The 15,549-nt window shown below is 46.8% G+C and carries 15 protein-coding genes and 1 pseudogene; 6 read left to right on the forward strand and 10 right to left on the reverse strand.

Annotation, left to right across the window (positions count from 1 at the left end):
- Positions 1 to 482 (reverse strand): NAD(P)-binding domain-containing protein (locus BN587_RS11345; protein ID WP_303684827.1); only part of this gene is annotated, 482 nt, incomplete at its 3' end.
- A 323-nt stretch (positions 483 to 805) separates the two neighbouring features.
- Between BN587_RS11345 and BN587_RS03865 the strand changes: the two genes are divergently transcribed.
- From BN587_RS03865 to bioF, 5 genes and pseudogenes are all read left to right on the forward strand, one after another.
- Complete coding sequence (locus BN587_RS03865) at positions 806 to 1,021, forward strand: tautomerase family protein (protein ID WP_021719834.1); 216 nt, start codon at positions 806 to 808, stop codon at positions 1,019 to 1,021.
- A 229-nt stretch (positions 1,022 to 1,250) separates the two neighbouring features.
- Positions 1,251 to 1,934, forward strand: coding sequence for a dethiobiotin synthase (bioD, locus tag BN587_RS03870; protein ID WP_021719835.1), 684 nt, complete (start codon positions 1,251 to 1,253; stop codon positions 1,932 to 1,934).
- 168 nt (positions 1,935 to 2,102) lie between these two features.
- A pseudogene (gene bioA / locus BN587_RS03875) lies at positions 2,103 to 3,486 on the forward strand (adenosylmethionine--8-amino-7-oxononanoate transaminase).
- 11 nt (positions 3,487 to 3,497) lie between these two features.
- Positions 3,498 to 3,983: a hypothetical protein gene (locus tag BN587_RS03880; protein ID WP_009145837.1), complete on the forward strand. Its 486-nt coding sequence runs from the start codon at positions 3,498 to 3,500 to the stop codon at positions 3,981 to 3,983.
- Positions 3,984 to 4,162: 179 nt separating this feature from the next.
- Positions 4,163 to 6,064, forward strand: a complete 1,902-nt coding sequence (bioF, locus tag BN587_RS03885; RefSeq protein ID WP_021719838.1) for an 8-amino-7-oxononanoate synthase — start codon at positions 4,163 to 4,165, stop codon at positions 6,062 to 6,064.
- An 84-nt stretch (positions 6,065 to 6,148) separates the two neighbouring features.
- Here the strand turns inward: bioF and BN587_RS03890 are convergent, their stop codons facing one another.
- Positions 6,149 to 6,577, reverse strand: coding sequence for a DUF523 domain-containing protein (locus tag BN587_RS03890; protein ID WP_021719839.1), 429 nt, complete (start codon positions 6,575 to 6,577; stop codon positions 6,149 to 6,151).
- A 68-nt stretch (positions 6,578 to 6,645) separates the two neighbouring features.
- Positions 6,646 to 8,142: a flotillin family protein gene (locus BN587_RS03895; RefSeq protein ID WP_044484192.1), complete on the reverse strand. Its 1,497-nt coding sequence runs from the start codon at positions 8,140 to 8,142 to the stop codon at positions 6,646 to 6,648.
- Positions 8,143 to 8,555: 413 nt separating this feature from the next.
- Here BN587_RS03895 and BN587_RS03900 point away from each other — a divergent pair, with 413 nt between their 5' ends.
- Positions 8,556 to 9,728 carry an MFS transporter gene (locus BN587_RS03900; protein ID WP_021719841.1) on the forward strand — a complete coding sequence of 391 codons (1,173 nt, stop codon included), beginning with the start codon at positions 8,556 to 8,558 and terminating at the stop codon, positions 9,726 to 9,728.
- A 289-nt stretch (positions 9,729 to 10,017) separates the two neighbouring features.
- On the opposite strand, the gene BN587_RS03905 is transcribed toward BN587_RS03900, so the two are convergent.
- The 7 genes from BN587_RS03905 to BN587_RS03935 form a co-directional block, all read right to left on the reverse strand.
- Positions 10,018 to 10,740 (reverse strand): hypothetical protein, encoded by a 723-nt coding sequence (locus BN587_RS03905; RefSeq protein WP_021719842.1) that lies wholly within the window; start codon positions 10,738 to 10,740, stop codon positions 10,018 to 10,020.
- Between the two features lie 492 nt (positions 10,741 to 11,232).
- A complete protein-coding gene (locus BN587_RS03910; protein WP_021719843.1) occupies positions 11,233 to 11,439 on the reverse strand; it encodes a DUF951 domain-containing protein in 207 nt (68 codons plus the stop codon).
- Positions 11,439 to 12,098, reverse strand: coding sequence for a CBS domain-containing protein (locus tag BN587_RS03915; protein ID WP_021719844.1), 660 nt, complete (start codon positions 12,096 to 12,098; stop codon positions 11,439 to 11,441). Before BN587_RS03915 ends, BN587_RS03910 begins: the two co-directional genes overlap by 1 nt.
- Positions 12,099 to 12,197: 99 nt before the next feature.
- Positions 12,198 to 12,902 (reverse strand): ABC transporter ATP-binding protein, encoded by a 705-nt coding sequence (locus BN587_RS03920; protein WP_009145532.1) that lies wholly within the window; start codon positions 12,900 to 12,902, stop codon positions 12,198 to 12,200.
- On the reverse strand, positions 12,902 to 13,675 hold the full coding sequence (locus BN587_RS03925; protein WP_021719845.1) for an ABC transporter ATP-binding protein: 774 nt from the start codon (positions 13,673 to 13,675) through the stop codon (positions 12,902 to 12,904). Before BN587_RS03925 ends, BN587_RS03920 begins: the two co-directional genes overlap by 1 nt.
- Positions 13,650 to 14,609 carry a branched-chain amino acid ABC transporter permease gene (locus BN587_RS03930; protein WP_021719846.1) on the reverse strand — a complete coding sequence of 320 codons (960 nt, stop codon included), beginning with the start codon at positions 14,607 to 14,609 and terminating at the stop codon, positions 13,650 to 13,652. Before BN587_RS03930 ends, BN587_RS03925 begins: the two co-directional genes overlap by 26 nt.
- Before the next feature lie 11 nt (positions 14,610 to 14,620).
- Entirely contained in the window at positions 14,621 to 15,511 is an 891-nt protein-coding gene (locus BN587_RS03935; RefSeq protein ID WP_021719847.1) for a branched-chain amino acid ABC transporter permease, read from the reverse strand.
- Positions 15,512 to 15,549 lie beyond the last annotated feature (38 nt).

Genomic DNA, 15,549 nt, shown 5'->3' on the forward strand with positions numbered 1-15,549 from the left:
GTTTTTACAGAAGAAACGTAACCTGCTTTCCCGCCAAAAAGCTCTACGAGCTTTTTGCCTGCGTCCTGCGCTTCGCTGTCACCGTCCAACGCCATATACACACCTGCAAGCTGTGTATTGCCGCCGGCAAAGCTCTGCAGCGGATGCAGGCTGCCTACGTGTGCTCCCAACTGCGTAAGCGGAGCCAACGGCTCCAGTCCCACACTGCCGCTCACATGCAACACAACCTTAGCTGCAGGCGTCAAGCTTTGCGCCAGCTCCTCTGCTACCGTACCAATTAAACGATCCGGTACGGTAAGCAGCAGCACGTCCGCTGCCTGCCACAGCTTCGCGTTATCCGTCACCGGTACGCCAAACTGCTGCGCCAGCTGTGCACTGTGCTGCTCGGATGCAGCCGTAATGCCGGCCAGCACGCCCGCTTCACGCAAGCTTGCAGCCAAACGGCTGCCAACGCGTCCACCGCCAATAATACCAACCTTCAAGATTGCCCTCCCTTCTGACCACTGGAGACGCTGTGCAAATTCAAGGCTACGGAATTGCCGATTAATGCCAAAGCATATAAAAAAGCGCATTCCGGTACGGAATGCGCATAGTTAGCCTGTTTGCGTCTTCGTCCCGGTCTTATAGATCCAAGCGAGTATTGACTTAAAATTTTTCAGAAGTAAGCTTTACTGTTAACTGCTCCAGCTCATCCTAAATGCTACTGTGCATCAGTAAATTTTACCGCACTTATAATAGCATAGAACCGCGCAGTTTGCAAGCAAAATATGCTATAATGAAAGAAAAATGCAAGGAGGTCATCAGCATGCCCTATGTAAACATCAAAATCACCAAAGAAGGTAACGTTACCCCGGAGCAGAAGCGCGCTCTCATCGAAGGCGCGACCAATCTTCTGCACGACGTTTTAGGCAAAAACAAATCCACCACTGTTGTCACCATCGACGAGGTTGATACAGATAACTGGGGCATCGGCGGCATCCCTGTAACCGAAATCCGTAAAAATGCAGCAGCAAAAAAATAATTTTTTCTACCTATTCTAATATAAACAACATTAACCACAAGATAAGCATAGACTGACAGCTATAACCACAAAATATAGCTGTCAGTCTTTTTTTATGCACAGCCCTCATGGTTAACCATACTACTTTACTAGGTTGACATCAAAATTTTCACAGCGTATACTTAAGCTATACTAAAGTTAACCGTATAGAATCTTAAGTTAACCAAAATAAATTACGAAGGTGAATATTATGAGTAAAGGTCTTTTCATTACAGCAATCGGAACTGATATCGGTAAAACATACGTTACCGGCCTGCTCGTTAAACGCTTGCGTGATGCAGGTGTCAACGCAGGCTACTACAAAGCAGCACTGAGCGGCGCCGAAGAACAGCCTGACGGCACCTGGTTGCCGGGTGACGCAGCCTTTGTTGCCAAAACTGTCAACATCCCGGAAAAACCGGAAAATCTTGTTTCCTACATTTATAAGGAAGCAGTTTCTCCGCATCTGGCAGCACTGCGCGAGGGCAATCCTGTAGAAATGGAAAAGATTGAAGCTGATTATCAAGCTTCCCTTGCCAAATATGATTACGTTACCATGGAAGGCAGCGGTGGCATCATCTGCCCCATCCGTTGGGATGAAGAGCACATCCTGCTCGAGGACATCATCAAAAAGCTTGATTTAGGCGTACTGGTCATCTCCAACGCAGCTCTCGGTTCCATCAATAACTGCGTACTGACCATCTCCTACCTCAAGCAAAAAAACATTCCCGTCCGCGGCATCATCCTTAACAACTATGACGGCAGTAACTTCATGCAGGCCGACAACAAGCGTATGATGGAAGAAATTACAGCGGTCCCCGTACTTGCCTGCGTACCGCCGAACGCCAGCGAACTGGATATTGATGTAGAAGTACTCAAAGGATTATACAAATAAAAATTAACAACCCCCTTTAGTCTCGCTAAAGCTCGACAGTTCCCCCGAGGGGGAACCAAGAAAGTCTCAATTACACGCTCTTGCCTGCCCCTGCGGGGAAGGTGCCGAACAACGTGAAGCGGAAGGGGGAATAAATAATAATGACACAAAACTCAGGAGGAAGAAAAAATGAACGATAGAGTAGCAGATTTACAAAAAAGAGATTTAGCCCATATCTGGCATCCTTGTTCCCAAATGAAGGACTACGAAACCTTACGTCCTATCATCGTTGACCACGCTAAAGGCCCCTACCTCTACGCAGCCGACGGTACCGAATATCTCGATATCATCAGCAGCTGGTGGTGCAACCTTTTAGGTCACTGCAATCCCAAAATCAACGTTGCCATCAAAGAGCAGATTGAACAATTAGAGCACGTTATCTTCGTTAACTTTACCCACGAGCCTGCTATCAAGCTGTGCGAAGAGCTTACCGAAGTTCTCCCAAAAGGCCTGAACAAATTCAACTTTGCCGATAACGGCTCCTCTTCCGTAGAAATTGCACTGAAGATTGCTTTCCAATATCAGCTGCAGACCGGTCATCCGGAAAAACAACGCTTCATGTGCCTCAGCGAAGGCTATCACGGCGAAACCATTGGCGCTCTTTCCGTAGGCAGCATGGACCTGTTCGCACAAATGTACAAGCCCATGATGATGAACAACATTCATGTAAAGGCACCTGATTGCTACCGCTGCCCGTTTGCTAAAGACCGCGAGCATTGCCAATGCGAATGCTTCAAATTTGCTGAAGAAGCATTTGCTAAGTATGCCAAAGAAACCGCTGCTATCATCGTTGAGCCTATCGTTCAAGGCTGCGCAGGCATGCGTATCTATCCGCCTCTCTACCTGCAAAAGCTGCGTAAGCTCTGTGATGAATACGGCGTACTTTTGATTGCCGACGAAATTGCTACCGGCTTCGGCAGAACCGGCAAAATGTTCGCCTGCAACCATGCCGGTATCACCCCGGATATCATGACCATCAGTAAGGCTCTCACCGGCGGGGGGCCCCCGGTCGGCTCTCCCCGGCGGTTACCTGCCGATGGCTATTGTCTGCACCACCGATAAAATTTACGATGCCTTCTATGACGATTACAACAAAGGCAAGCAATTCATGCACAGCCACACCTATGCCGGCAACCCTATCGGTTGCGCAACCGCCCTCGCTGTACTCAAGATTATGAAGGAAGAAAAAATTCTCGAGCATGCTGCGGAAAAAGCAACCTACTTCCACAATGCCCTCATGGATACCTTCGGTGCTCATAAGAACATCGGTGAAATCCGTCATATCGGCCTGATTAACGCTATGGAGCTTGTTACCGATAAGGATAAGAAAATCGGCTTCGACGGTGACCTGCGTATATGCTACGAAATCTATAAAAAAGCACTTACCCACGGTCTACTGCTGCGTCCTTTGGGTAATGTCATCTACTTCAACCCGCCGCTGAATATCGAAAATAAAGATTTAGATAAAGCTATAGCACTGGCTAAACAGTCTATGGATGAGGTTTTAAAGTAAGGAGCAAATAAATGAAAGATTTGAGTATGAAAGAGCTGACTACTATCGCTTTATTAGGTGTCTTGATTCTGATTTCAGGTTCTTTTAAAATCCCTTCGCCAATTGCCGGTGGCGAATTCCAGTTATCAGCACCAATCGCCGTACTCATCTGTGCCTGCTTCGGCTTTAAACGCTACATTATCGCAGGTATCCTTGCAAGCATGTTGGGAATGATGCTCGGGATGCACAACATCATCAACGTACTTGTACAGATGGTATTCCGCGTTGTAGCCGGTGGCACCATGGCCCTGCTCGGAACCAACCTGCTTACCGTTGCTGTCAGCGGACCGCTCGGAACCTTCGCTGCCCGCCTCGTACTGTGGCAGGTTACCGGTGTAAACTGGATGGTACTCACCGCCGCAGCCTTCCCCGGTATGATTTTTACCGCAGTTGCCGCCGGTGCATTCTATAAGCCCGCAAAACAGCTGCTTACCAAGGTTGCTTTGCTCAGAGGCTGATAAATAAGTTTAGAGAAGCCCCCTTTAGTCTCGCTGACGCTCGACAGTTCCCCCAAGGGGGAACCAAGAAATTCCGATTGCAGATTCTTGCCTGCCCCTTTGGGGAAGGTGCCGAACATAGTGAGGCGAAAGGGGGCAAATTTTAACACCGAATTCAAAATACAAAAGGAGATTTCCCTATGCCTTTATACAGTATCAAAATGCGCGCATCCAAAGGCGATTTGCACGTCAGCGGCGCAGAACGCATTATCCCGCATGCCGATATCGGCAGCGCTGTCAGCGCCCTCACCGAGCGCGCTCTGCATCACGGCCTCGGCCGCGCCGACTTCATCAACGTCAAAATGGAAGAAGTCGCACCGAAAAAGCTGCAATACCTCGACGCTCTGCTTGTCAGCAAACGTCCTGCCGACACAGTAGAAGAAACCTATAAAATCATGAAGGAAATGCTCTGCGAGCTGGGATTGGAAGCCAAGGCAGATGCATTAATCGACCTTCTGCGTCACAACCATCCTATGCGCGGTGCAGTTCTCTATGACGTCGCCACAAACTCCAGACTTGAACCCGACCACGAGCGCGGCATCCGCGTAACCTATATGGATGCCGAAGGAGCAGCGAGCAACTGCAGCGGTAAAAACCATTTCCGCGAAGCCATCGTATTGGCCACCAAGGTTGTTAACGCCCCCGGCATCATCGCCGAGCTGTGTCTTTCCGATGATCCCGATTACCTCGTAGGCTACCTTGCATCCTTAAAGCATGGATATGTACGCCTCATGCCGATGAAGGAAATGGGCAATCCGCATGGCGGCCGCGTCTTCATTTTTGACAGCACCAAGGCTAAGGCCGAGGATGCTATCTATTACCTGGAAAAACAACGTGTGCTTGTACGCGGACTGCCCGTTGAAAAGCCTGCTAATCCCAATCCGGAGCAGATTTTTGCTGACGAATTAAAGCAGCTTAAAGAGCAGAATCTTTACCGCTCCCTGCGTACTATGGACAGCGAGCAAAGTAAATACGTTGAAATGCAGGGACGCAAGGTTTTAATGCTTGCCTCCAACAGCTATCTTGATTTGGCAGCAGATGCCCGTGTTAAACAGGCCGCTGCCGAAGCTGCGCTTCAATGGGGTGCAGGCAGCGGCGGCAGCCGTCTGACTACCGGCAATACCGCTCTGCATGAAGCGCTCGAAAGCAAGCTGGCGCAGTTCAAGGGTACGGAAGCAGCACTGGTCTTCAACACCGGCTACATGGCCAACGTAGGCATTATTTCCGCCCTCTGCAACAGCGAAAGCGTTATCTTCAGCGATGAATATAATCACGCCAGCATCATCGACGGCGCCCGTCTTTCCAAAGCGCGCATCGTTGTCTATAAGCACAATGATATGCAGGACCTGGAAGCGAAAATTCTTGCTACTCCCTGCAGCAGAGGTTTGATTGTCAGTGACGCGGTTTTCAGCATGGACGGTGATATCGTCGACCTGCCTGCACTCGTCGCACTCGGCAAAAAATATCATCTGCTCACGATGATTGACGAAGCACATGCCACCGGCGTTATCGGCAAAACAGGCCATGGCACCGTTGAACATTTCGGCAACACTGTCCGCCCGGATATTCTCATGGGTACGCTCAGCAAAGCACTCGGCGCCGAAGGTGGTTACGCCTGTGCCAGCAAGGTGATTATCGAATATCTCAAAAATAAAGCTCGCAGCTTTATCTTCGCCACCTCGCAGACTCCTGCAACGCTCGCCGCTGCGCTGCGAGCAATTGAGGTACTGGAGGAAGAACCGCAACGTGCGCAAAATCTGCAGCAAAACGTTGAGTTTTTCTTAAACGCATTGCACGCTGAAGGCGTAGAAGCCTACTCTCCCACCGCCATCATTCCTATTATCATCGGCGATGAGAAGTCCGCTTTGCAGGTTGCAGATGAGCTGCTGGTAAACGGCGTGCTCGCCCCCGCTATCCGCTATCCGACGGTAGCAAAGGGTACTGCGCGCCTGCGTGTTGCCCTCATGGCAACGCACACCGAAGCGGAGCTGTCGCAGACAGCGAAGCTCATTGGTGCGGCAATAAGAAAATATAAAAAATAAAGCACAAAAAAAGGCAAGACCTAGGAAACAAACCTTCTAAGACCTTGCCTTTTAATTTTTATAAACCAACTTTTTCAGGTACTGTTATTTATGCTCAGCCACATCCTCGGCATCAAGCACCTTAATTCCACGTGCAGAAAGTAACTTGGCGAACACGCCCTGCCCTTTTATCTTCTTACCGCTGAAGCTGCCGTCATAAATTTCCTTAACACCACAGCTGGGACTGCGTGATTGCAGGATTGCCAAATCCACCTTATTCTCCAAAGCAACTGCCAATGCCTCCTGTGCACCCTTGCGAAATTCATTGTCCACACTGACGCCTTCCTTGTTTGTCACAAGACCAGCAACAATTTCTGCCGGCAAGCGAGGGGTAGAGAGGCCTCCCAGCTGCTCCGGACAAACGCCGATAACCTCATGACCTTCGATAAATTCCAGCACGCCTTGATTTAAGTTATTACCGCCGTTATACTTACAGTTTTTGCCTAATAAGCAGGCACTCACGAGAATCTTCAAAAAACATTCCTCCGTTATTGTAAAAATAAGCTGCTAACATGCCTGATGCTAACAGCTTATTTTCATGTTTATTCTTCCTTGCTGATTTCTACGGGAATTTCCGGCAGCTTGCCGTCAATGCTGATGTTCTTATTAACCTTAGCATCGTAGGTTTCACCCTTAGCAATCTCCTGCAGGTCAATGCCGGTAGCACTCTTCACCGTATCGAAAACCTTCGCCATTACGGAAGGAACATTGCCGGAAAGACTGCCCATACCGCCTTCACCGTAAAGCGTAATCTTGTCCACCTTACTGAGCGGAGCAGCAACCTCTTTAGCAACCTGCGGCAGCACCTCAATCGCCATCTGGGCCATAGCAGCCTGACCATATTTCTTCATAGCCTCGGCCTTCTTATCCATAGCGGCAGCCTCAGCTTCGCCCTTCGCCTTAATAGCGGCAGCCTCTGCCTCACCCTTTACTCTGATAGCATAAGCCTCCGCATCGCCCTTGGCTTTAATAGCGGCAGCCTCCTGCTCCATAGCATATCTTTGCGCTTCTGCTTCACGCTGCCTTTTGGCCTGCTCAGCCAAAGCATCCTGTTCAACTCTGTATTTGTCAGCATCAGCCTGCTTCTGAATAGTAGCAGCCAGGATTTGCTCTTTTACCAATACCTCCTGCTTTTTCAGGTCAGCTTCACGCTCAGCCTTAGCAATCTGTGCGTTCACAGTTGCCACCTCAATCGACTTTTGCTGCTCCTGTTGTTGAATTGCATAAGCAGCATCTGCCTCTGCCTTTTTAATATCGGCAGTACGCTTCAGTTCGCTCTTGGCAATAGAAAGCTCATTCTGACGCTGTGCAATTGCTAAATCAGCATGCACCTGCGCATCATTAGCCTCTTTCTTGGCCGCAGCCTCGGCAATAGCCACATCACGCTCGGCAACAGCCTTGCTGATAGATGCATCCTTGCGGATTTTCGCCGTATTATCTGCACCCAAATCGACAATCAGACCGTTATCGTCAACTACGTTCTGGATATTGCAGCTCAAGATGCTGATACCCAGCTTTTCCATATCCTTAGCAGCCTTCTTCAGCACTTCGTCAGAGAAGGAATCACGGTCAACATTAATCTTCTTCAAATCCAGCGTACCAATAATCTCACGCATATTACCCTCAAGAGAATCCTGCAGGCTGCGCGTAATATCTGCCGGCTCCATATTCAAAAAGTTGCGCGCTGCCAGATAAATACCGTTTTCCTTATCAACAATAATCTTGGCAACAGCATCAACCTTAACGTTGATAAAATCGTTGGTCGGAACGCTTTGGCTGGTTTTGATATCTACGGACATCTGCCCCAGATATAGCATATCCACGCGCTCCAGCAGTGGAATTTTAAAGCCGCCGATACCGATAAGGATACGCGGATTCTTCGTAATACCGGAAATGATATAAGCCACGTTTGGCGGTGCCTTTACATAACAGGTCTTGGCCGCAATAATAAATAAAACCAGGAAAATAATAACGAGAAAAGCAATTCCATAAGTCAAAATAATTCCCCCTTTATCATCTAAACGCTTTAAGTAAATCATAGCATAGGCAATCATGAAAGACAAGGGAATTATTTGTTACATTTTGAACATTAGCACAATGCTTTAGAAGTCTATGACAAAAACAGGGTTGATTTTTTGCGAAAATTAATCTGTCAGTCAAACAAAGATTCTGGAAGATTTTTCAAAGCTTTGCGGTCTAGCTAAGTTATGCTAAACAGCAATTTACAAACATATCAAAATATACTCCAAGCCAACAATTAAACACCTCACGTTGACAACAAAATATGCTCGTGGTAAAATCATCATAATTTATCAGAGGACTTGTAGCGCTCAAGCTATTGAAGCGGGATAGGATTCAAACGAATTTCATCCCGCTTTTTAGATAAATTATGGCAACACTCAACCCATAAAAGCTCTCATAGCTACTTATGTAACGAAAGGAGTTTTTAACAATGCAAATCAGCAAACCCGAAAACACTTTACAAAATATTTCTGTCGGCAGCAAAGAAATCAATGCAGCGCGTGTCGCCTTCTTCCTACCAGGCTTCGTCATTTCCACCTGGGCACCGATGATTCCTATGGTCAAAGCACGCCTGAACCTTGAAGCGGATGTACTTGGCCTTTTGCTTCTGTGCATCGGTATCAGCGCTTTTATCTTTATGCCTTTAGCCGGCGCACTCGTACAACGCTTTGGCTGCAAAAAAGTCGTCATCACAGGTGCAACGCTGATGGCACTAATTTCCGTGCTGCTTTCTTGCCTGCCAAACATCTGGAGCTATGCCATTGCGCTTGCATTCTTTGGTGCCGTCATGGGCGCAACGGATGTCAGCATGAACACCAACGCTGTTATTGTAGAAAAGCTCGCAGGGCGCAGACTGCTCAGTGGTATGCATGCCTTTTGGAGTATCGGCTGCTTTGCCAGCGCAGGTCTTTTCAGCGTACTGGCATCTTCAGGCTTAAACGTAACGCTCATCGCCACATTGCACTGTGCTATTGTTTTAGCGTTGCTGGCAGTTTTCGGCCGCCACTTACTGGATTATAAAAGCCCCGGCGGCGAAAAGGCCTTTGCTATCCCACGCGGCATTGTTATCGTTTTAGGCATTCTCGCCTGCATTTCCTTCCTTGTTGAAGGTGCAGTTATGGATTGGAGCGGCGTACTGCTCACCGAAGTGAAACATATGGATATAGCGTTGGCAGGCACAGGTTACGCTATCTTTTCCGTTGCTATGCTCATCATGCGTCTTTTAGGCGATAAAACTGTACAGTTTTTAGGCGAACAAAAAGCTGTTATCGGCGGCAGCATCGTCACGGCAGCAGGCTTTGCGCTCGTAGTTGTTTTAGATAACCTGTATCTCAACGCCTTTGCCTTCATTCTCATCGGCCTTGGTTGTGCCAATATTGTCCCTGTATTTTATTCGCTCTTAAAATACCAGAAGGACATGCCTATCAGCGCTGCGGTAACTTCCGTAACCAGTTTAGGTTATACAGGTGTTATTCTAGGTCCCGCACTTTTAGGCTTTGTCGCCCATGGTATCAATATCAGCGCGGTTTTTGAACTGGTTGCCTTATTGCTTGTCATTGAAGCAGGAATTGCCAAGTACGTTTTCTGCAAGCTGAAAATGTAAAATGCGTCATATAACAAAACGAGCCGGTTTTAGTCAAAATGCTAAAGCCTGCTCGTTTTTGATTGCAAAAGTTTTGGGAATATTCTTCCCAAAACTTTGCGTTTCTATATAGTTTTAGGAATTATTTTCCTAAAACTTTTGTATTTACTAAGTTTCAGACTTAAAGATTGGAATGTTTGGCACGCCAAGAATTCTTTATGAAATCAAATATGCGCTCACGCAGTACGTAAAACGCATCAAGAAAAATAAGCTGCTAGCACGTCACAAGACCCGCTAACAGCTTATTTTTTCAAACAATATTATGCTTTACCAATTCAACAACATCGAGATTATGTTCCCTGATGTCCTCATCAGCTTCCATCTTATCAATACTCCACCAAGAATACTTCCTATCGCCTATCATAAAGCTATCTGCCTGAAGCTTTTTCGGCAGCTTCTTAATATTTGCCTGATATAAAGTATGCGCATAAACCTTTTGCACCTTATCACTCACAGAATATTTTGTCCGCAGCTCAAAGCCCTTGCGTTCAACAGAAATCAGCTCTGGTGCAATCTGTAAATCAGTACTCAGGCGCTTAATTATATTAGCAATATTCTCCTCTTCTACTACCTGTGTTTTATAATTAGGGAACAGATTCAACCCCCATCTATTATCATAGTAAAGCAGATAACGGTGAGGATATTTATTAAAGGTATCTTTAATAGCGATAAGCGAAAAAGGATGCTCAATTTCATTAAGATTTTCGATATCATGCTGCAGTAAATCTGCATTATATGTATTTTTTATTGCTTTTACCATTGCGCACCCACTCCAATAAAGGCCAAAGCCACCAACAATTATAACTATTACTTTTGCCCACAAGGAAGTTTCAGGCGAGGCAGAAAAACCACCATACATCACTAATAAAGCATTAGCAACGTTACAGCTTTGGTCTAGCTTTTTATATCCAATATAATCTTGTTTTCGTTGTAAAAGGGCTTCAAGTTTAGTACTATCAATCAGTAACTGCAAAGAACTCTCTCCTTTACACTAATATAAATAAGTATATCACAGAGCCGTAATTGGAGCAAGAATATGATTATACCATGGTACAATAGTCAAATACATCAGAACGAAAAATAAGCTACCAGCACGTCACAAGACACGCTAACAGCTTATTTTTATTGTCCTCAGCCTATTTTTTGCAACGCCACACTCCGCGCTGCGCAGACCGGAACGGACGACGGGTTCGCCGGCACGTCTTTGTTACGCGCAAGCTCGCAGGCAACGGACCGACAGGGAATTTTTCGCTGGAGCGTTGACGAACCACTCAGTAAGCACACCTCGCAAAATTTAGCGACGTGAAAAATTCTGCTAATCTAGTCGCCGGAATCCGGCGAAGCAGTCACATGGGGCGTTTTTTGGATACTTTTTGCCGCCCCGGGCAAAAAGTTTCACATACTACCCAAAAACGCTCCCCTGCTACCCGACGGTAGCAAGAAAGCGTTCTCTTTATCTGCTTATTTACTTTTCCGCTTCAGCGCTCTTCACAACCGCCTTCGCAGCCTTTTCGAACTTGGTACGCGCCAGCATGACAAAATGTCCGCAGCCACAGCATTTCATACCAAAGTCCATACCCGTGCGGGTAATTTCCCACTCATCACTGCCACAGGGATGAGCCTTTTTCATTTTGACGATATCGCCTACATTAACATCCTTACCGGAAAGCATTATTCAATACCGTCCAAAGTCATTACGTCGCTGACCTCATAGCCGGCTTCACGGATTTGCTCAATGATATCCATACCATTATTATTGAGAGCGGCACGAATGGTAACTTCAGCAGTACCATCACCATTTTGCTTGGTAACCAGAGAAATAATATTAATGCCGTCTTCCTTCATAATGTTGGAGATTTCCGCAACAACACCAACTTTATCGGGTGCTTCGATAGTAATACGCAGGCAGTTGCGGTTCATACCCATAATTTCTACGATAGAACGGAAGATATCACTGCGAGAAACAATACCGCAAAGCTTATTCTCCTGATTAACAACCGGCAGAGCATTAACTCTGTATTTATACAGTTTGTAAGCAACATATTCGATAGTATCATCCGCTTCAACGCTGATAACGCTACGTTTCATAACGTCTTTAACCTTCAGACGTCCCAGCAGATAATTAGCCTCATAACGGGAAAGGGTGCTGCTGTCACTGGGAGAAGCTTTGCCGATATCATCACTGGTAATAATGCCGCGTACACGCTGCATATCATCTACAACCGGCAGGCTTATCAGCCTTTTGCCACGCATAATTTCGCGTGCTTCCAAAATAGATTGATCCTCACGTATGGTAACAACAGGTTCAGTCATAATATCTTTTACTAACATATGAGTTTTACCTCCTTTGACTATAGACCACAATCATTTTAATATAATCCTTTTCACTTTAAGGCAGCTATGAAGCAACCCGACGAATTCGTATATCAATCAGCCGCCAAGGTATGCTTTGCGAACAGCCTCGCTGCTTGCCAGCTCTTTGGCTGTGCCGCTCAGAGTAATACGTCCTGTTTCCAAAACGTATGCCTTATCAGCGATGGACAACGCCATATTAGCGTTCTGTTCAACCAACAGAACGGTAGTACCGCTCTCGTTGATTTCCTTTATTATATTAAAAATTTCCTTTACAAGCAAGGGGGCAAGACCCATAGAAGGCTCGTCCAGCAGCAGCAGCTTAGGACGGCTCATCAGCGCACGGCCCATAGCCAGCATCTGCTGCTCGCCACCGGAAAGCGTACCGGAAAGCTGATCCTTACGTTCCAGCAGACGCGGGAATTTTTTAAAGACATCATCCATGTCCTTGGCAATTCCATCCTTATCCTTACGCAGATAAGCGCCCAACTCCAGGTTTTCCAGAACAGTCATATTGGCAAAAACATGACGGCCCTCAGGAACCTGGCACAGGCCCATGCCGACAATTTTATGCGCCGGTACACCGGCAATATCATGACCTTCATATAAGATTTTACCGGTCTTCGGTTTCATCAGACCGGAAATGGTGCGCAATGTGGTAGATTTACCGGCACCGTTGGAACCGATCAGCGCTACGATTTCACCATCTGGAACATCGAGGCTGATACCTTTGATAGCGTGAATTGCGCCATAATATACATTGATATCTTCAACAGTTAACATCAGTTGATAACCTCCTCGCCCAAGTATGCTTCAATAACGCGCTTGTTGTGTTTAATTTCTTCCGGAGTACCTTCGGCAATCTTCATGCCGTATTCCAGTACGTAAATACGCTCGCAGACACCCATTACCAAGCCCATATCATGCTCAATCAGCAGGATGGAAAGATTGAATTCCTTACGAATCCAGCGAATCATTTCCATCAGCTCTTTGGTTTCCTGCGGGTTCATGCCGGCAGCAGGCTCATCCAACAGCAGCAGCTTCGGCTCGGTAGCCAGAGCACGCGCAATTTCCAGACGACGCTGCTTGCCATAAGGCAGGTTCTTTGCTACCTCATGTGCTTCTTCCTCCAGATGGAAGATTTTCAGCAAATCAAGAGCCTTTTGTGTAATATATTCTTCTTCACTGAGATATTTGCCATCACGGACGATAGCATCAGCCAGATTATAGGTTACGTGCATATTATAAGCAATTTTTACATTATCGATAACGCTCAGCTCGGAGAACAGGCGGATATTTTGGAATGTACGCGCCATGCCCATCTGCGTAACCTGGTAAGATTTTTTACCGCTGCTTTGCTGACCGTTAAAATATACCTTGCCTTCGGTCGGTGTATATACACCGGTAATCATGTTGAAGGCTGTTGTCTTGCCGGCGCCGTTAGGACCGATAAGGCCAATCAGTTCTCCCTCGTCGATATGCATGGAAAGATTGGAAACGGCACGCAGGCCGCCGAAAACCATGGATACATTATCTACCTTCAGCAGTTCTGCCATTGTCCTTACCTCCTAATTTAAACATTTTCAAGCTCAATTCCTTGCTGCCAAGCAAGCCTTGCGGACGGTACAGCATCAGGATAATCATAGTAACAGAATAGATAATCATACGCCATTCCGGGTAATCCGACAAATAAGCGGAAATGAAGGTCAGCAAGGTTGCACCGGTAATCGCACCGGTCATAGAACCAAGACCGCCTAAAACAACCATGGTCAGGATATCGAAGGAACGCATGAAGGTGAAGGACGCAGGATGCGCCAGGAAGAAGTAGTGGCTGAAGAGTGCGCCTGCAGTACCGGCAAAAGCAGCACCGAAGGTGAAAGCCATTACTTTATATTTAGTAGTGTTGATACCCATGGTATCTGCCGCAATTTCGTTTTCACGGATTGCCAGGCAGCAACGGCCATAGGAAGAGTTTTTAAAGTTCTTAATGAAGAAGATAATCGCTATCATAATCCAGAAGGTATACGCGAAATTGGTCATACGGGGAATGCCCATCAAACCGGATGCACCGCCGACATAATCAATGTTCAGGATGCAGATACGGATAATTTCGCCTAAGCCCAAGGTGGCGATTGCCAGATAGTCACCATCAAGACGCAGCGTCGGCAAGCCAATCAAAAAGCCCAACAGGCCGGCGGCCAGGGTTGCTACAACCAGACCTGCTTCAAAGGGCATACCCAGCTTAACCGTCATAATAGCACTGGTATAAGCGCCAACTGCCATAAAGCCGGCATGACCGATAGAGAACTGACCGGTATAGCCGTTAATCAGGTTCAGGCTGACTGCAAGAATAATGTTGATGCAGATAAGTATAATGTTCAGCTCCCAGAAGGGACCGATGATTTCGCCAAAGAGCAGGCCTTGTACGATACCAAAAACGATAACGCAGGCAACTATGGCTTTTAAATCAAATTTTCTAATTGCATTCATACCATGTCACCTCAGACTTTCTCACGAACGTTCTTGCCTAATAAGCCGGAAGGTTTATAAAGTAAGATAATAATCAAAATACCGAATGCTGCCGCATCACGGAAGGTGGAGGAAATAAAGCCGCTGACCATTGCTTCTACAACGCCCAGGATAATACCGCCGATCATAGCACCGGGGATAATGCCGATACCGCCAAGAACGGCGGCAACGAAGGCTTTAAGACCGGGCATCATGCCCATCAGCGGATCAATAGAGTTATAGTAAACACCTACCAGCACGCCGCCTGCTGCTGCCAAAGCACTGCCAAGCGCAAAGGTAGTGGAAATTACACGGTCAATGTTGATGCCCATCAGCCTTGCAGCGTCAGCATCATAGGATACAGCACGCATAGCCTTGCCTGCTTTGGTTTTGTTTACGATATAGGTAAGAACAGCCATCAAAATAATTGCACTCAACAGGATAACAATCTGCTGACTGTTAGCAACCAGTGGTCCAAGATGATATACTGTAGCGCCGAATACAGCGGGGAAGGTTCTCGGCTGCGGAGAAACCAGCAGAATCATGCTGTATTCCAGGAAGAAGGATACGCCGATTGCAGTAATCAAAATTGCGATACGCGGTGCATTACGCATGGGGCGGTAGGCAACACGTTCAATAATAATACCTGCGATAGCAGCGCCTGCCATCGAGAAAAGAATTGCCGGGATAAACGGCAAGCCTAATTGGGTAGTAGCGAAAAAGCCAAAATAGGCACCCAACATATAAATATCGCCATGAGCAAAGTTTATCAGCTTAATGATGCCGTAGATCATGGTATAACCCAAGGCGATCAATGCGTAGATACTGCCGAGAGATACACCATTTATCAGCTGCTGAAAAAACTGATGGATAAAAGTCTCCATAATTTACCTCCCTAGAGATTTCAAAGATTTGTGTAAGC

It is taken from the genome of Phascolarctobacterium succinatutens CAG:287 (genome assembly GCF_000434895.1).
GTDB classification, from domain to species: Bacteria; Bacillota; Negativicutes; order Acidaminococcales; family Acidaminococcaceae; genus Phascolarctobacterium_A; species Phascolarctobacterium_A succinatutens_A.